This window comes from Mesocryomonas fontinalis, from assembly GCF_055730125.2.
Window position 1 is genome coordinate 1 of the sequence record NZ_JBUZWG020000005.1, and the last position, 17305, is coordinate 17305.

Genomic DNA, 17305 nt, shown 5'->3' on the forward strand with positions numbered 1-17305 from the left:
AATGTCGGCAATGTCGGCAATGTCGGCAATGTCGGCAATGTCGGCAATGTCGGCAATGTCGGCTATCCGTACTCACCGCTCCAAAGCAGACCGTCGCCTCTCCACCCGGTCCAGCCGACCAGCATGAACGAAGCGGAGCCCCGGAAGCAATCCGGCGGCTCACGACCCCAATACGCCGTTGCCCGCGTGTCATGTGTTTCCCGCACGCAGCCGTTCGAGAAGCTCCGGACCATCAGAAGAGCGTTAGAGGTCGATCTCGAGAATGCTGGCAAAAAGCTCAGGGGCCTTCCTGCCAGCATCGATTTCGCCATTCGAGTCCAAATTTTCGGACTCGATCACGGCTAGGCGTCTGACGGGAATATCTTCGCGCGAGGCAATGTACCTGATCGGCAGCTCTGCATGATGGCGGCCGCTTCATCGCTTTCGATGTAGCGACGCGTCATAGGAACTGCGTCAGCCTTTCGGCTGATCTGGATTTGGAAAACGACAAGGTCATCGTACTCGAAGGCAGCTTGTGCCGCGGCGAGGTAGTATTCCCACATCCGGCAGAAACGGTCGTCGTAGAGCTCGGCGGCGGCGGCCCGGTTCGCCATGAAACGCTCGCGCCAGGCCTTCAGCGTCAGCGCATAGTGCCCCCGCAGCACCTCGATGTCGGTGACGACCAGTCCGGCGCGTTCGATCTCCGGCAGGATCTCGGAGAGCGACGGAATGTAGCCGCCGGGGAAGATGTACTTGTCGAGCCAGGGCGTCGTGAACCCGGGCTCGGCCGAGCAGCCGATGGTGTGCAGCAACATCACGCCATCCTCTGCCAGCAGCTTCTGGCACGTCTCGAAGAACGTGGCGTAGGAGGCGACGCCGACATGCTCGAACATGCCGACGGAGACGATGCGGTCGAAGCGGCCGGTGAGGCTGCGGTAGTCCATCAGGTCGAAGCGGACCTTGCCGGCCAGCGCCGGCGTCAGGCGCTCGCGGGCAAAGGCCAGTTGCTCCTCCGACAGGGTGACGCCCTGAACCTCGGCGACCCCTGCCTCGGCCAGCGACAGAGCAAGGCCTCCCCAGCCGGAGCCGATGTCGAGGACCTTATGCTGCGAGGCGACCAGGAGCTTGGCGATGATCCGCTGCTTCTTCACCCGCTGCGCCTCCTCGAGACTCCGGTCGGGCTGCTCGAAGTAGGCGCAGGAGTACTGCCGGTCGGCATCGAGGAAGAGGTTGTAGAGCCTGCCATCGAGATCGTAGTGGTGCGCCACATTGCGGCGGGAGCGCCCGGGCAGGTTGGTAAGGCGGAGGCGACGCAGCCGCGAGCGGCCGCGGTCCAGCAGGCGGGCCGGCAAGGAGTGGGTGCGGTTCTGGTTCTCGCGCAGCATCAAGCCGAGGAAATCGTAGATCGTCCCCTCCTCCACGACGAACCGGCCATCCATGAACAGTTCGCCGAGCCGCATGTCGGGATCCATGATGAGGGCAACCTCGGCCGCCCGGTCCGTCAGCCGCACGACGACCGGCGTCGACGCGCCGTCGCCGAAGACGAGCCGGGTGCCCCGGGCGGTGATGATGGTGAGCGATCCTCGCTGGACGATGCGGGCGAAGATGGCACGTAGGAGACGATCCAAGGCAAAAGCTCCCGTGGGCACGCCAGAGGGCGCGCGGCTGTCCGGCACAAACGGTTTCAGGGACTGCGGACTTCTTCGGACGATCCGGAGACGCGACGGCGGCGCTCAGGCCACGACCGTCCTCGCCACGTGGATGCCGTGTTTCTTGATCCGGTGCCAAAGGCTCCGCTCGTTGATCCCAAGGAGCTTTGCCGCCTCGACCTGCACGCCGCCCGACTGCTTCAGCGCCGCAAGGATCCGCGTCTGCTCGAACCGGTCCAGCGCCGCATCGAGGTCGATGGGGAATCCCTGCTCCTCCCGCAGCGAGGCCGGGCGCTCGAGCACGTAGGGCGGCAGGTCCTCGACGCCGATGGTGGGGCCGCGCGAGGAGATCAGCGAGCGCTCGACGCAGTTCTGGAGTTCGCGGATATTGCCGGGCCAGGCGTAGCGCGAGAGGATCGCCTCCGCCTCCAGCGCGAAGTGCACGTCTCGCCGCCCGACCTGCGGTCCGATCTCCTCGGCGAAGCGGCGAAGGAAGAGCGGGATATCGCTGGCGCGCTCGCGCAGCGGCGGCAGGGCGATGGGAAACACCGCCAGGCGATAGAACAGATCCTCCCGGAACGTGCCGTTGGCGACCATGCGCTGGAGATCGCGGTTGGTGGCGGCGACGATCCTGACGTCGACACTCTTCGTCTGCGAGCTGCCAACCGGCTCGAACTGGCGCTCCTGCAGCACGCGCAGGATCTTCGCCTGGAGGGCGAGCGGCATGTCGCCGATCTCGTCGAGGAAAAGCGTGCCGCCATCGGCCTGCGCAAACCGGCCGACGCGGTTGGCCGTCGCACCGGTGAAGCTGCCTTTGACGTGACCGAAGAACTCGCTCTCCAGCAGTTGCTCGGGGATCGCGGCACTGTTGACGGCGATGAACGGCTTGCGCTGGCGTGGACTGTTGAAGTGGATCGCCCGGGCGATCACCTCCTTGCCCGTTCCACTTTCACCGGTGATGAGAACAGTGGTGCGCGACGCAGCGACCTCGGTGACCGCCTTCGCCACCCGCTGCATTTCCGGCGAATTGCCGACGACGCCATCGAGGCGATATCGGCTCTCCAGCTCCCGGTGGAGGCGGTCGTTGTCGCGAAGGGCATCGTGCAGGCGCAGCGCGTTGGCCACCGTCGCCTCCAGTTCGTCGAACTCGATCGGCTTGCCGATGTAGTCGAAGGCGCCTTCCTTGATCATCTGGACGGCGTCGCGCACCGTGGTGAAGGCGGTCATCACCACGACCGGCAGTATGGAATGGCTGCGGCGGATCTCTCCGAGCAGATCTCGCCCGCTCATGCCCGACATCCGCAGATCCGTCAGCACGAGGTCCACCGTCTCGCGTCCGAGCTGGAGGAGAGCATCCGGCGCGCTGGAGGCCTGCAGCACCTCGTAGCCGATGCTCTGGAGCATGCCGCCGAGGACATCCAGCAGCCGCTCCTCGTCGTCGACGATCAGGATCGTGTGCGACATGGGTTCCGCCTTCCTAGTGGTTGTCCTGGAGGGAGGGGAGCATCAGCTCGAACACGGCACCGCCGTGGGGACCATTGCGCGCCTCGATCCACCCGCCATGACTCTCGACGATCGCGAAGACCGTCGCAAGCCCGAGCCCGGTGCCGTTGGCCTTGGTGGTGACGAAGGGATCGAAGATCCGCTCGAGGAAATCGGGAGCGATGCCCGAACCGGTATCGGACACCGTGATGACGACGCCCTTCGCCGCATCGAAGGCGAGCCGTACCGAGAGGACCGCCATCCCGGGCGCCATGCCATCCATCGCCTCGAGGGCGTTCAGCAACAGGTTGAGGAGCGCCTGGACCATCTGGTCGAGATCGACCGAGACGGGCCGGTCGCCGGCCTCATCGACCACCTCCAGCCGCACGCCCCTCGCCTCGATCTCGCCCCGCCAGAGGCCGAGCACCCGCTCGAGGAGATCGCTCGGGCGGATCTGCGTGTTGCGCTGCGCTGGCCGCGCAAAGATGAGGAAGTCGCGGATCAGGCGATCGACGCGGCGCACCTCGTCGGCGACGTAGCCGAGCCGGTGGGCATCGACGGCCTCGATGCCGGGACTGCGCTGCACGAGCTCGGCGGTCGTCTTGATGATCCCGAGCGGGTTGCGAACCTCGTGCGCAAAGCCGGCAGCCACTTCGCCGAGCGTCGCGAACCGCTCCTTGCGCCGCAGCCGCGCCTGCAGAAGGCGATAATCCTGAAGCTGCTCGGCCATGGCGTTGAACGCCAGGCCGAGGCGATCGAACTCGTCGCCACCCTCGACCGGGATGCGCTGGCTGAAGTCACCCTTGGCAACCGCGTCGACACCCTCGGCCAACCGCCCGACACGGCGCGTGACGAGGCCGGAGAGGATGATGCCGGCGAGGATCGCCAGCGTCATGCCGGACGCGAAGATCACCAGCAGCAGGCCGCGGGAGGTAATCGACGGCAGGCCGCCGAGCCCGATCTTGAACGAGCAGGCGATTGCACCGATCAGCCGGCCGCCGTCCTTGATCGGCAGATAGATGCCGATCGACGAACCTTTGCCGGAGTCCGAAGCGTCGAGATAGTTGTTCGGCGTCAGCGCGGCGAGCCGGCCGAGGATACCGGCGTCGAGGTCTGGCTGGCCGGCCGTCGGGCTCGAGGCGTAGACCGGCTGAAAACTGCCGTCGAGATTGTAGTAAAGGATGAGCCCCAGCGAGCCGATCGCATCGATATCCTCGATGAAGGAAGCGTCGAGGAAGGTTCCGACAAAGACCTCAACCGGGCCGGTGGTCGTGTCGACGCTGCGCTCGAGCCCGGTCGCCAGCAAGGTCTGCCCGCCGCCACGGAAGAGGTGTATTTGCCGCCCGTCTTCGAAGGGCAAGGTCCTCAGCTCCTCGATCGGACGGTTCGAGTAGAGCATGCGTCCGCCGGGGTCGCGCACCATAAGGACGTCGTAGCCCGAGAGCTCGATGAGATGCGGCTCGTTCTCGACCGCCAGCCCGCCCCGAGCCGACGCGACGATGCGCTCGATGCGGCCGCTGGTGCGCAGCCGCTCGATCAGCGGCGCGGCATCCTCGCTGCCGCGCTCGACGGCGGCGAGGAAAAAGCGCGATATCTGGAAAAGCCAGGACTCGACGTTTTCGGTATAGGTACGGGCGACGACGGAGGCAGCGATCTGCGAGGTCAGCAGCATCGGGAGGACGCTGACGGCGACGAGGGCCGCGACCAGCTTCCACCGGATGGAATCGCGCCAGGCACTGAGCAGCCCCCAGCCGCTCATGCGGCTTCGTTCCCAAGCATGACGAGGCCAAAGAGGATCAGCCCGACGCCGGCCCCCCGGACGAGACCCAGCGTCTCGCCGAAGGCCAGCACCGAGGTCGCGATGATCGAGACGGCGACGATCGACGTCAACGGGAAGCCGCGCGACAGCGGCACCTTGTCGAGAATGGCCATCCAGGCGACGAAGGCTCCGAGATAGCCGACGGCGCCGGCGTAAACCCAAGGCTCGCGCGATGCCGCGAGTGCAAAATCGGTGCCGAAGGGGACGTTCGACAGCGCAGCGCCCGCCGCCTTCAGCGCCGCCTGCGCCAGCGTCTCGAAGGCGACCAGAGCGGACCAGGCGAGGATCGACCGCAACAGCCCGCCGGCCCTCCATGCCGGGGCGACCACGGTCGTCATGCGGTCTCCGCCACGAGATTGGCGATCGCCGGATCGGCACGGTCGAGCCGAACGATCCGCGCAGCCTGGCACAGCACAAAATTCACCAGCGGATTGCGGTGCCGGAAGTACTGGGCGTTGGGCGACAGGCGACAACCGAGCAGCAGCTTCGGGCCATAGAGCGACTGGCCGCTCTGGTAGACCGGGATCCGCTGCTCGATGCACCACGACACGTTGACCATCCAGCTGTTGAAATAGAAATTCAGAGCGCGCGCGACGGCGTAGTCCATGCCGATATACTTGTCGATCAGCCGGCTCTCCGACTCGAGCAACAGATTGAAACCGAACAGCCTCTCCTCGTGAAAGTAGAGCACCATCACGGCATTCGGCGCGAGATGTTCCAGCATCGCGGGGAAAAACGTAGGCGGCAGGTGCTCGAAGGCGAGTGCGCTGTGCTCCAAAGTCTGGAGATAGAGGGCGTAGACCTCGTCCGCGACGTCGTCGATGTTCTGGCGCCGCTCGATCCGCACGCCGTGAAAGGTCTTGGCCTTCCGCCGGACGTTCTTGCGCGTCGCCTTGCCGAGGCTCGCAAGATAGCCGTCGACGCTGGAAAACGGCAGATCGAGGGTGGCGGTCGGAAGGCCAGGAAGGATCGCGAACTCCGCATCATCGACGATCGGTGCCCAGATGCCCCGATCGGCCTCCGCCGCGTCCTTCACCGCGAACAGCCCGTAGCCGAGGCTGACTGCCGCCTCTCTGGCGAACCCGACGAGCTGCGCCAGGGCAACATGGCGCGGGCCGCCGTCGACCCGGACGGAAATGCCGACATGGCATATTTCCGCGACCGGCGAGCCAAGGGCGAACAGCTTGACCTCCACCAGCCAGGGCACGACCCGGTGGACATGGTCGGATATGCGCCGCAGCGGACCCTGCAACGTAGTGTCGACGCGGTAGCGGGTGGCAAAGGCGGGGACGATCGCCAGCGGCCCGGCCTCATCGGCGAGGACCGCGTAGAACCACGAGAAGCCGGGTGGCCCGGCTAGTTCGCACGCGCGGTAGAAGTCGAAGTTCTCGGGCTCGTCCGGGAAGCACGCCTCCCACGCGTGGCGGCCTATCTCGTCGACACTGGTGGCGAGCGTGAAGTGGAGGGTCATCCCGCCAGCACCTCCGCGGAGATGTACTGGGGAGATGCCTCGGTCGGCCCCCCGATGCTCTGCATGAAGCGGATCGACAGATCGGCGACGCGCCCGCGCTCCCGGTCGACGGTGATCATGTGATAGCAGTCGTTCAGCAGATGGACTTCCGTCGGTCCGCCAAGATGCTGCTGCAGGTAGCGGGCATTGCGCGGGCTGGTGACGTCGTCATCGCTGGCCTGCAGGATCAGCGCCGGCGTGCCGATCTCGGCGAGCCGTGCCTTTATGACGCGGATCAACTTGACCAGCTCGTGCAGGCTGCGGCCCGGCGTATCCAGAAGCCCCGCCTCCGCGCTGTTTCCGCGCGTCATAGCAGCGAGGATTTTGTCGCGCAGGCGATCGTCCTTCAAGCCGTAGGGATAGCTCTCGCGGAACCGGTAGAAGCGCCCAAGCCCAAGCGACAGCAGCGGCGACAGCAGTATCTGGCTGCGCGGCACGCTCCAGCCGTCGTAGAACAGCGTCGGCGAATAGAGCAGTGCGCCGTCGATCAGCGGCCCGAGCTCGGCCGCGACATGTAGCGACAGCAGCGCCCCCATCGAGAGGCCACCGACGAAGACCCGCTCGTGGTGATGCGATAGACGTTCTGCCGCCTGCCTGGCCGACTGCGCCCAATCGGTCCAGCGGGTGGCGATGAGATCGGCCTCGGTGCCGCAATGACCAGGCAGCTCCATGGCATGGACGGTGAAGCCAGCCTGGGCGATGCGCCGCCCGACCAGCCGCATCTCGGCCGGCGTGCCGCCGAGCCCATGGATCAAAAGGACTGCGGCATCCCCGCCGGGATAGTAGAAACCGTCGGTCGGTGGAACGAACTCCTGGAAGCGAACGGTCATGCACTGGCTCCGACTAGGGCTGCGCCCGCGGCGATGAAGAGGGTCGCGATCCAGCGCCGGGGCGGCACGGCTTCGCCGAGAAACAGCCGGCTGGCGAGGATCACGCCGGGGTAGGACAGCGTGGCGATGGGGAAGGCGACGGACAGGTCGATCCGCGAAAGGACGTAGAGCCAGCCGACGAACTCCGCGGCATAGGCGAGGACGCCGGCGAGGATCGCGCGCGAGCCGAGGACGCGCCGGACAAGGCTAAGGGTGGCCGCGCTTCCCTCGGCGCCGAGGCCGAGCTTGAACGAGATCTGGCCGGCGACGTCGAGGATCACCGTCAGCGCCAGAACGAGAACGGTCGCTGCGCTCATCGCAGCGCCTCGAACGTCTCGATCAGGATGCGGTTCGTCTCGGCATTGCGCACCATCCCGCGGGCCAGCGTTTCGCCATCGGGCCTGCGCGGCTGGTCGATAAGCGCTTCCGCGAGCTTCATCGGATGGCGATGGCGGAGCGGCGCATACTCGCCGCAGATATCGGCGCCGACAATCCTGCGGCAGCCCGCGACGATGCAAATCGCCTCGATCAGCCGGTCCAGCGGCATGCGGCCCTGGTCCCAGTTGGTCAGGGCATCGTGGGGGGCAAGCACGTCCTTGTCGATGGTGATCCAGACACGACGGGTCGGCAGCGTGTCGACGACCCTTCTGAAGAACGCCGCGAAATCTTCGTCAACGACGTTGCGCCAGGTGACCTGGCCGTCGCGGTAGCGATGCCCGGGGCCATCCTCGATCTCCCGCCGCACCTCGGTCGCGGGCCGATCCCAGGCGAACACCTGGTGGCGGCCGCCGGAGACGGCGTCGAGATTGGCGCGCTTGCGGTCCGGACGGTCGAGATCGTCGCTGCACGGCCCGACCGTGACGACGCGCCGGACGTGGTCCATCCCGAGAACCATGTTGACCCAGGCGCCGCAATGGCGCGGCGGGAAGCTTCGGCACCAGTCGGGATGATTGTCGAAATGCAGCACGGTCAGCGGCCCGGACGCCCGCCGTATCAGCGCTGCCGAGACATGGTGGAAGTCGCCGGAGCCAACTAGCGTCAGCAACGGCGCGCCGCCTGTGCCGGCTCTCGCGGCATCGTCTTCGGCCAGCCGCTCTTCGAGGCGCGTCCAGGTGCGACGCGTCGACCAGAGGCGAAGCCCGCCGGCGATAGCCCTGAGATCGACGCGGCCCGCACGGCCGTCGCGCAGGCGATCGGCGATCGCCGGCTGGCCGACCAGGCTTTCGTCGAGATCCAGCACCCGCAGTGCCGACATCATGCAGCTTCCGAGGCGGCGGCCCGCGGCTCAATGGGGGCGACCTGTAGCATCCGCATGGCTGTCGGCAGCATCGGCGTCAGTTCGGCGAAGCACTCGAAAGCGAGATGCAGCGTGCCGTTCTCGGCGCAGTGGAGAGCCAGCGCATCCTTGGCAAGGACGAAATCGACCTCGGCGCTGACGCAGAAGTCCGATCGGCCATCGCCGACGAGGATCGCGGGCCTCGCAGGACTACCCGAGGCGACCGCGCACTTGCAGGTTCCCGCCCCCACCCGGCAGGCCTCGCGCGCCTGCGGGCTCTCCAGCGCGAAACGGCGGGGCCGAGTGGTGACCAGCCGGTTGGCAAGCACGGGCAGGCCCTGGATGTCATGCCGGGCGAGGATGCGCCGGATCGCATAGTCGAGTCCGTCGCTGACGACGGTGACGGACGCGCCGAGCTTGCCGGCCGCCCGCAGGAACCCCGGAAAGCCGGGATCGATGTCCACGCTGTCGAGCGCCACGTCGAGTTCGGCGAGAGAACAGTCGAGCAGCGCGACCTGCAGCGCCATGCACTCGCGCGAGCCGATGGACCCCGCCTTCCAGAGCGCCTCCACCTCCAGCCAACCGGGCGCCGCGAAACGCTCGAGCAGCAGATCGGTGACGTCCGTCGTCGAGATGGTACCGTCGAAATCGCAGAGAATGTCGAATGCCATGGGGATCGATCCTTTCAGGCCCGCACTTGCGGCCTGTCGACGGATGATCTCGCAATTGCCGTGCCAGATGGCGGAAACGCTTGCGCAGCCGGCATCTTGGCAGATGGTGCGGGATCGCAGGCAGACCTGACCTCCAAATTTTGTGGGTCGCCATGGCGACCTTTGGCCGGCGCGCCGGGGTTTGCCCGCCGGGCGCCCTGCGCCGCAGCAATCTCCAACTCGTCCTCCAAATTTTGGAGCGCCCTCCGCTTTTCGCAGGTGGTTTTGGGGTCGTTCACTGTCGGGAAGAGCCAAATCCCCTGAAAAGCAGGCTTTCGGGCAATTGGCACGCGGTTTGCGGCAGGGGAGGCAGACCATCGGTCGGGACGCGGGTCCCCGGTGGCCGGACACGCCCTGTCCCTCATCTGGCTGGAGACATGCCTTGACCATCGCCCATAAGAACCCTCGCCAAACCCATGCCAGCGCCAAGCTTTTCGCGGATGCGCAGACCGTCATTCCCGGCGGCGTCAACTCGACGGCACGGGCCACTTGGTCAGGCTGGGAGCCCTATCCGCTCTTCGTCACCAGCGGCTACGGATCCCATATCGTCGATTCCGACGGTAACGACTACGTCGACTATCTCCTCGGCCTCGGACCGATGATCCTCGGCCATCGGCCGCCCAGCGTAACGCGGGCTGTGGTCAACCAGATCGAGAACGTCGGCACGGTGTTCGCGCTGCCGGCAGCCGCCGAAGCCGACCTCGCGCGGAAAATCGTCGCGGCGGTGCCGAGCGTCGAGATGGTGCGGCTGTCGAACACCGGGACCGAAGGCGTGCTCTACGCGACCCGGCTGGCGCGGGCGTTCACCGGCCGGCGCAAGATCGTGCGGTTCGAGGGCATGTATCACGGCTTTTCCGACGGAGTTTACTGGAGCAAGCATCCCGACATCGCAAAGGCCGGCTCGGACACGCATCCCGTGCCCGTCGCGCAGGGGCCCGGCCTGCCGTTCGGCGTCGAGGAGAACCTCGTGATCCTGCCTTGGAACGACATCGAAAGCCTTCGCGAGGCCATTCGCGTACACGGCCATGAGATCGCCGCCGTGCTGACCGAGCCGATGATGTGCAATACCGGCTGCATCCTTCCCCGGCCAGGCTACCTCGAGGCCATGCGCGAGATGACCGCGGCCGCGGGCATCCTCCTCATCTTCGACGAGGTGATCACCGGTTTCCGGCTGGGCCTTGCCGGCGCGCAGGGCGTCTTCGGCATCACGCCAGACCTCTCGGTCTTTGCCAAGGGGCTTGGAGGAGGGTTTCCCGTCGCCGCGATCGGGGGCAGAAGGGACGTGATGGAGCTCGTCTCCGACGGCACCGTATCTCTCGCGGGCACCTACACCGCGAACGGCATCGCGGTCGCGGCTGCCAATGCAACGCTCGACGAACTCGCGGCACCAGGTGCCTTCGAGCGCTTGTATGCGACGTCCGACCGCCTTCGCTTCGGCCTGGTGGAAATCTTTGAGAGGAGCCGCATTCCAGCGCGCGTCGTTGGGCTGGGGCCGGTGCTGCAAGTGTGGTTCACAGCACAGGAAATTCGAAATTATCGGGATGCCGAGCGGTACGCCGACCAAGCGATGTTCCGCCGCTGGTGGCTGGGGATGATCGAGCGCGGGATCCTCTTCCATCCAGGCGCCTACGAGAACCTCTTCGTTTCGTTTGCCCACACCAAAACAGATATCGACTACACGCTCGCGATTGCGGAGGAAGTGGTGGCCTCGCTGGCCTAGAAACTAAAAAGCGCCCAGCAGGACAGAGACCGGGATTGTCTCCTGCTAGGCGCGACGCTGGAAGAGAATGGCACTCCGTATCTCTCGGGGTGTCAACATCAACGGAACGGGGCCGTTCGAGCCTATATCTAGATATGCCCGAAAACTGTCTCGCAATCTGCGACCACCGTCTCGACGGATTTCCTCGCATCAAGCGCGGTTGTGATCGAAGGTCAGCACGGCATGAGGTTGTCGAACAGTGCGGCCGTATTCGAGGCTTTTTCGCTCAGCGACGCCGCAGCCTTCGCTACCGAAATGCTGTATCATTCCGCGTCGGGGCAGAAAGGAGCGTCCCGCCCGGGAGACCGCTTGCGCATCCTTCTGATCGAGGACGACGAGATGATCGGCAAAGGGCTCGTCAGGGCCCTTGGCGACGCAGGCATCTCAACGGACTGGCTCCGGGACGGGACGTCCGGGTCGGAGGCCATGGCCGTCGGTGGCCATGAACTCGTACTGCTGGACCTCGGCTTGCCCGGGCGCGACGGGGTTGAAGTCCTGGAGATGGCACGACGGGAGGGTATTCACACGCCCGTCCTCATCCTCACCGCACGGGACGACCTCGAGACGAAGGTGAAGGGGCTCGACCTCGGTGCGGACGATTTCGTCCTGAAGCCGTTCGAACTGCCCGAACTCCTCGCCCGTATTCGTGCCGTTCTGCGGCGGCACGCCGGGCGCGCCACGTCTGTTCTCGACACGGCGGAGATCATGCTCGACCTAGCCTCCCACGACGTCTCCTACCGGGGCCGCACCGAAATCCTTCCATCCCGTGAGTTCGCGCTGATGCGAGCCCTTGTCGAAAGGCCGGGCGCCATCCTGTCGCGAGCGCAGTTGGAGGACCGCATCTATGGTTGGGGCGAGGAGGTCGAGAGCAACGCCGTCGAGGTGCTGATCCATTACATCCGGAAGCGCTTCGACAAGGACATCATCCGCAACGTGCGCGGGGCGGGCTGGATGGTGACCAAGGACTGATGTCGCTGCGCCGAACCACGGTCATCTCCCTCGTCGCGGCTCTGACGGCGCTGGGAAGCGTCGGCGGCGTTACCGCCTACGTGTCGGGCCTCGACGACGCCGCGGCGTTCCTGGATCTCCAGCAAAGCCAGATCGCCCGCTACGTCGGCGAACTGGCCGAGCCGGATCCGCAGGACGCGGCGACGATCGCCCACGACCCCGAGGACGACTATGTGGTCACCGTCCGCCACTCGGACGGACGGCCGCTTCGGTCGACGTCCTCCGAAACCGTCCTTCCACCCGCCGTCACGACTGGTTTCTCGGAGTTCGAGAATGCGGTTGGACGTTGGCGCATCTATGCGCTGGTCTCCGCCGATCGCACGGTTCAGGTCGCTCAGCAGGTCGTCGTAAGAGAGGAACTGGCGCAGGAGGCCGCCCTTCGAGCTACCCTGCCCTTCGCCCTGGCGATCCCGATCGCTTGGCTCGTCGTCGAACTCGTGGCGCGGGTGGTGTTTCGGCGGCTCGAAAGCGCCGCCTCGTCCATCGCACGCCGCGAGGCCCACGACCTCTCGCCCGTCTCGTCGGATGGTGTTCCCGCCGAGGTCCGTCCGCTCGTCGCAGCGATGAACGAGCTCCTCGATCGCTTACGGCTGGCGATGGCACGACAACGCATCTTCCTGTCGGACGCCGCCCATGAGCTGCGGACGCCGCTGACCGCGCTGACGCTTCAGATCGCAAACCTCCGCGAAACGCTGACCGACGCTTCGCATGTCGCGCGGGTCCTTGAACTCGAAGCCGGAGTGCGACGAGCCTCGGCCCTAACGCGTCAGCTTCTGCGGATCGCGCGCTACGACTCGGCCGAAGGCGCCCCCGCCCAGGATCCCGTGGCGCTGGACGAGCTCGCCCTCGAAGTCGTGGCCGGGCTCGTGACGCTGGCCGAGGAACGCTCGATCGACCTCGGCATGACCGGACGACAGCCGGCGACCGTTCTGGGCAGCCCGGCGGAGTTCCGCACGCTGATCGAGGTCCTCGTCGACAACGCGGTGCGCTACACGCCGCCCGGCGGCCTGGTCGACGTTGCCGTCGCGACCACCGGGGACCTTGCCACCGTCGTGATCACCGACAATGGCCCAGGCGTCCCGGAAGCCGAGCTTCCCCGCCTCTGCGAGCGGTTCTACCGCTCCCCCTCCGCGGACAGCGAGGGCAGCGGGATGGGCCTTGCGATCGCGGAGGCGGTCGCTCGGCGGCATGGCGTCCGCCTTGAACTTGCGAACCGGAAGGATCGAACAGGCTTCGTCGCCACGTTGGTTTTTGAGGCAATGCGCACCGACCCCGTTACCCTTCCTTAAGCGTGGCTGGAGACGGCGTTCGGCCTCTAAGTCTGCCCTAAGTCGCGGTCCCTAGCCTTCGGATGCGGGCCGATACCCCCTCCACGGGATCGAGATCCGACTGGTCCTTCCCTGCCCGGCCGATCCGGGCGTCCCATCGTTTCCCCTCCCGACCCAGCCGCCAGCGCAGCGATGCACATGGCTGTCGCTTGGCGACCAAAAGGTGACTGTCCGCATGAACAAGGTTCCCCACATCACCCTGGCGTTCTGGATCATGAAGATCTGCGCGACCACGCTCGGCGAGACCGCCGGCGACATGGTCTCGATGACCCTCGACGTCGGCTATGCCCTCAGTTCGATCATCCTCATCGGGCTCTTCCTGGCAGCGCTCGGCGCGCAGCTCCGGGCAAAGGCCTTCAATCCCTGGCTCTACTGGACGGTGATCCTCGCCACGAGCACGGCGGGCACGACGATGTCGGACTTCATGGACCGAACGGTCGGCCTCGGCTACGCGGAGGGCTCAACCCTTTTGATCGCGGTGCTTGCCATCGTCCTCACGGTATGGCGCGTCTCGGTCGGAACACTCGCTGTCGACGACATCCGCTCGCTGAAAATCGAAGCCTTCTACTGGACGGCGATCCTGGTCTCCAACACGCTCGGTACGGCGCTCGGCGACTTCCTGGCCGACAGTTCCGGACTTGGCTTTGCCGGCGGTGCCCTTCTCATCGGCACCATCATTGCGGCGATCACCGTCCTCCACCTCACGACACGGATCAACGGCACGCTGCTGTTCTGGGCCGCTTTCGTCCTGACGCGTCCGCTTGGCGCGACCGTCGGCGATCTCCTCACGAAGGTTCCGGAAAAGGGCGGACTCGGCTTCGGCACGATCGGCTCCTCGCTGATCCTCGGCGCCGTGCTCATTTCTCTCGTCGCCTGGTCGACACGCCGCAGTTCGGCGGCGAATGGCGCGCTGCCGCTCGAGGCCGCCGAGTAAGATCCATCGATCCAGGACGGCGCCCTGGACGAGGCGCCGTTGTCTCCCTTATCGGCCGCACCCCGGGCCCTCTGGGTTCAGGCAGCCTCTAAGTCTCCCCTAAGTCCGACCGTCTAGGTCAGTACTCAGCGTACCCCATCGAAGGACAGATCGAGATGACCATTCGCAACGCCTCCGCCTCGTTGATCGCCGTTTTGGCGATCACAGTGTTCGCCACCCCCGTCCTCGCGGGAACCGTACCCTGCGAGGACATGCTCAAGGACCTGCGCGCCGCCGTCGCCTCGGCCAAGCTCAGCGACGCCGATGCCAAGAAGGTCGCAGACCTCGAAGCCAAGGGCATCGAGCGCTGCAATGCCGACGACGACAAGCGCGCCGACACGTTCTTTTCCGATGCCATGAAGCTCCTCGGCAAATGAACCCTCGGGAGGTCTATGCCGCCGGCGCGGATCTTGACGCCGTCCCGACCGAGGCGCAGAACCGCGTTCCGGACGTCGACGTCCAGTTCTGGCTGATCAAGCTCATGGCCGTCACCATGGGCGAAACGGCCGCTGACTATCTTGCCGTCAATCTCGGGCTCGGATTGACCGCCACCTCGCTGATCATGAGCGTCGTCCTCGTCGCCGCCATCCTCCTCCAGTTTCGCCAGCAACGCTATGTTCCCTGGTCCTATTGGCTGGCGGTGGTCCTAGTCAGCGTCGTCGGTACGCTCACCACCGACAACCTCGTCGACAATCTCGGCGTCGCGCTCGAGACCACCGTGATCGCCTTCTCCATTGCCTTGGCCGCGACCTTCGCGGCCTGGTACGCATCGGAGAAAACGCTTTCCATCCACGAGGTCACGACGACGCGTCGGGAGGGCTTCTATTGGCTTGCGATCCTGTTCACCTTCGCTCTTGGAACGGGTGTCGGCGACCTCGTGGCTGAACAGTTCGAGCTTGGCTACCTAACGACGGGCCTGATCTTCGGAGCGGTCATCGCGGTCATAGCGTTCGCTTACCGCGGGCTGAAACTGAATGCCGTTTTGTCGTTCTGGCTTGCGTACATCCTGACCCGCCCGCTCGGCGCTTCCCTCGGCGATCTCCTGTCGCAACCGACCGAATATGGTGGTCTCGGCCTCGGCACGGTCGTTACCAGTGTTCTCTTCCTTGCCGTCATTGTCGCCGTCGTCACGGCTATGACCGTTCAGAAGCCGAAAGAAGGCGCTGCGCTCCACTCTGCATCCTGAAGGTATCGATCACGAAGGCCTCTGATCGTTTCGGCGCTAAGCAACCAGAGGCCCTTCCAGGTCGCCCGGTGGTCGGCCGGACGAACTCCCACCAGAAGCTCATCCAGTTGATCAGGCCGTCACGCTTGACGACGTGTTGGCGCAGTGCCCCCTCGGATATCGAGCCCCGTCGCGGGCAGAACCCAGGACAGGTTTCAGTCCAGTTCGAAGAGCCCGTCGTTTCTGCCTCATTTATCGAAATGGCGCCCTGAAGGGTCAGCCCAAAAGACCGTGTCCTGTCGCCGGACATGGCGAAGGAAGCCCCCAATATCGGCAGGGTAAGGAGCCAGGCGTAGAGCACGCCCTACACGCCGCAGGCCAGCGATCGCTCCCAACGCGGCAAGCCCGGCGTCTCCAGGTCGAGTTTCTGACAGAATCGTCTTCATGCCGGTCTGCCGCTTGGGCACTAGGCCGCCAAACTGAAAGAAGCGCCCCATGGGTTCCATCGACAGCAACGCCACGCTCGCCATCAACGGCTTATCGGGATCACTCCCGCTCGACATGCTCATGGTAGCCGCGTCTAGCTTCGGTGTGCCGCTGCTGATCATCGCGGTCGCCGGACAATGGTGGGTCCGCCTCGAACGACCCCATGTGAGGCATGTGGCGATAGCGTCGGGACTTTCCTTCCTCATCGGTCTCGGCCTGAACCAGATCATCCTTCTCTTCGTGCAGCGTCCTCGGCCCTACGACGCCGGCTTGACCCATCTCCTGATCGAACGGAGCGCGGACTTCTCGTTCCCGTCCGACCATGCGACGGCCACAGTCGCGATCGCTGCCGCCTTCCTGCTGAATGGTTTGACCCGTCGAGGCTTCTTCTTCCTGACGGTCGCACTCCTGGTTTCCTTTTCGCGCATCTATATTGGAACGCACTATGCCAGCGACGTCCTCGGCGGCGCCGTCACGGGACTGATCGCGGCTATCGTCGTTCGGGCAACCTACCGTGAAGGAAACTGGATTGACCGCCGAATGACAGAGCTCCTCTGACCGTGCGTCGCTCCAACTCTACCGGGTCAGGACGCGCGTGATCTCGATTCTCGGATATGATGCGACGCAACTGGTTGCCGACTACGGTAGCTGGATCGTGTTCCTGGCCGTCGGGCTGGAAAGTCTGGGGCTTCCGCTCCCGGGCGAAACCTTGCTCGTCGCCGCCTCGATCTATGCGGGAACGACGCATCGCCTCGATCTCGCGGCGATCATCGGCGCGGCCGCTTCCGGCGCCTTCATCGGAGACAACCTCGGCTACTGGATCGGACGTAGGTTCGGAGTCCCACTCCTTCTGCGGCACGGGAGAAAGGTCGGGCTTGGAGAGAACCGGCTGAAGCTCGGGCAGTACCTGTTCCTGCGGCACGGCGGGAAAGTCGTGTTCTTCGGGCGCTTCGTGGCGCTGTTGAGGACGCTCGCCGCGCTTCTGGCTGGCATCAACCACATGAACTGGCCACGCTTCGTCGCCTTCAATCTCGCCGGCGGGATCCTTTGGTCGGCGGTATTTGGCATCGGCGGCTATGCGCTCGGCCACCTTTTCGAACGGATCGCAGGCCCTGTCGGCATCGGCCTTCTCGCCCTCGGCATCGCTTTTGCCGCCGCTGGTGCCCTGTTCCTTCGCAGCGCCGAGGCAACGCTCCTCAAGCGGGCTCAGTTCGCGCTTCCAGGCCCCTTGGACGACCAATCAAGGACAAGCCTCGAGGATCGATCATCACCCTGAGCCGCGTGATCATGTC

Annotated in this window: 18 protein-coding genes; 9 read left to right on the top strand and 9 right to left on the bottom strand. The window is 65.5% G+C overall.

Features of this window, described 5'->3' with window-relative positions:
- A partial coding sequence (locus tag ACZL02_RS13200; protein ID WP_496258431.1) for a hypothetical protein occupies positions 1-345 on the top strand: 345 nt, incomplete at its 5' end.
- On the opposite strand, the gene ACZL02_RS13205 is transcribed toward ACZL02_RS13200, so the two are convergent.
- From ACZL02_RS13205 to ACZL02_RS13245, 9 genes are all read right to left on the bottom strand, one after another.
- Positions 342-1607, bottom strand: coding sequence for a class I SAM-dependent methyltransferase (locus tag ACZL02_RS13205; RefSeq protein ID WP_472937026.1), 1266 nt, complete (start codon positions 1605-1607; stop codon positions 342-344). The genes ACZL02_RS13200 and ACZL02_RS13205 overlap by 4 nt on opposite strands.
- 105 nt (positions 1608-1712) lie before the next feature.
- Positions 1713-3092, bottom strand: coding sequence for a sigma-54-dependent transcriptional regulator (locus ACZL02_RS13210; RefSeq protein WP_472937025.1), 1380 nt, complete (start codon positions 3090-3092; stop codon positions 1713-1715).
- A gap of 13 nt (positions 3093-3105) precedes the next feature.
- A complete protein-coding gene (locus ACZL02_RS13215) occupies positions 3106-4869 on the bottom strand; it encodes a sensor histidine kinase (RefSeq protein ID WP_472937024.1) in 1764 nt (587 codons plus the stop codon).
- Positions 4866-5267 (bottom strand): DMT family transporter, encoded by a 402-nt coding sequence (locus tag ACZL02_RS13220; protein WP_472937023.1) that lies wholly within the window; start codon positions 5265-5267, stop codon positions 4866-4868. The genes ACZL02_RS13215 and ACZL02_RS13220 overlap by 4 nt, the downstream gene beginning before the upstream one ends.
- On the bottom strand, positions 5264-6400 hold the full coding sequence (locus ACZL02_RS13225; RefSeq protein ID WP_472937022.1) for a GNAT family N-acetyltransferase: 1137 nt from the start codon (positions 6398-6400) through the stop codon (positions 5264-5266). The genes ACZL02_RS13220 and ACZL02_RS13225 overlap by 4 nt, the downstream gene beginning before the upstream one ends.
- The gene (locus ACZL02_RS13230) at positions 6397-7269 is read right to left on the bottom strand and encodes an alpha/beta hydrolase (protein ID WP_472937021.1); all 873 of its coding nucleotides are present in this window, start codon (positions 7267-7269) and stop codon (positions 6397-6399) included. The genes ACZL02_RS13225 and ACZL02_RS13230 overlap by 4 nt, the downstream gene beginning before the upstream one ends.
- Positions 7266-7625 (bottom strand): DMT family transporter, encoded by a 360-nt coding sequence (locus ACZL02_RS13235; RefSeq protein ID WP_472937020.1) that lies wholly within the window; start codon positions 7623-7625, stop codon positions 7266-7268. Before ACZL02_RS13235 ends, ACZL02_RS13230 begins: the two co-directional genes overlap by 4 nt.
- Entirely contained in the window at positions 7622-8563 is a 942-nt protein-coding gene (locus ACZL02_RS13240) for an arginase family protein (RefSeq protein WP_496258432.1), read from the bottom strand. The genes ACZL02_RS13235 and ACZL02_RS13240 overlap by 4 nt, the downstream gene beginning before the upstream one ends.
- Complete coding sequence (locus ACZL02_RS13245; protein ID WP_472937018.1) at positions 8563-9255, bottom strand: HAD-IB family phosphatase; 693 nt, start codon at positions 9253-9255, stop codon at positions 8563-8565. Before ACZL02_RS13245 ends, ACZL02_RS13240 begins: the two co-directional genes overlap by 1 nt.
- A 421-nt stretch (positions 9256-9676) precedes the next feature.
- Here ACZL02_RS13245 and ACZL02_RS13250 point away from each other — a divergent pair, with 421 nt between their 5' ends.
- From ACZL02_RS13250 to ACZL02_RS13285, 8 genes are all read left to right on the top strand, one after another.
- Entirely contained in the window at positions 9677-11014 is a 1338-nt protein-coding gene (locus tag ACZL02_RS13250) for an aspartate aminotransferase family protein (protein WP_472937017.1), read from the top strand.
- Positions 11015-11362: 348 nt separating this feature from the next.
- Positions 11363-12022 (top strand): response regulator, encoded by a 660-nt coding sequence (locus tag ACZL02_RS13255; RefSeq protein ID WP_472938102.1) that lies wholly within the window; start codon positions 11363-11365, stop codon positions 12020-12022.
- Between the two features lie 80 nt (positions 12023-12102).
- Positions 12103-13350, top strand: a complete 1248-nt coding sequence (locus ACZL02_RS13260; protein ID WP_472937016.1) for an ATP-binding protein — start codon at positions 12103-12105, stop codon at positions 13348-13350.
- A gap of 214 nt (positions 13351-13564) precedes the next feature.
- A complete protein-coding gene (locus ACZL02_RS13265) occupies positions 13565-14323 on the top strand; it encodes a COG4705 family protein (protein ID WP_472937015.1) in 759 nt (252 codons plus the stop codon).
- A 155-nt stretch (positions 14324-14478) separates the two neighbouring features.
- On the top strand, positions 14479-14739 hold the full coding sequence (locus ACZL02_RS13270; protein WP_472937014.1) for a hypothetical protein: 261 nt from the start codon (positions 14479-14481) through the stop codon (positions 14737-14739).
- Entirely contained in the window at positions 14736-15548 is an 813-nt protein-coding gene (locus tag ACZL02_RS13275) for a COG4705 family protein (protein WP_472937013.1), read from the top strand. The genes ACZL02_RS13270 and ACZL02_RS13275 overlap by 4 nt, the downstream gene beginning before the upstream one ends.
- Before the next feature lie 474 nt (positions 15549-16022).
- Positions 16023-16571 carry a phosphatase PAP2 family protein gene (locus tag ACZL02_RS13280; protein WP_472937012.1) on the top strand — a complete coding sequence of 183 codons (549 nt, stop codon included), beginning with the start codon at positions 16023-16025 and terminating at the stop codon, positions 16569-16571.
- A gap of 37 nt (positions 16572-16608) precedes the next feature.
- Positions 16609-17289 (top strand): DedA family protein, encoded by a 681-nt coding sequence (locus ACZL02_RS13285; protein ID WP_472937011.1) that lies wholly within the window; start codon positions 16609-16611, stop codon positions 17287-17289.
- Positions 17290-17305 lie beyond the last annotated feature (16 nt).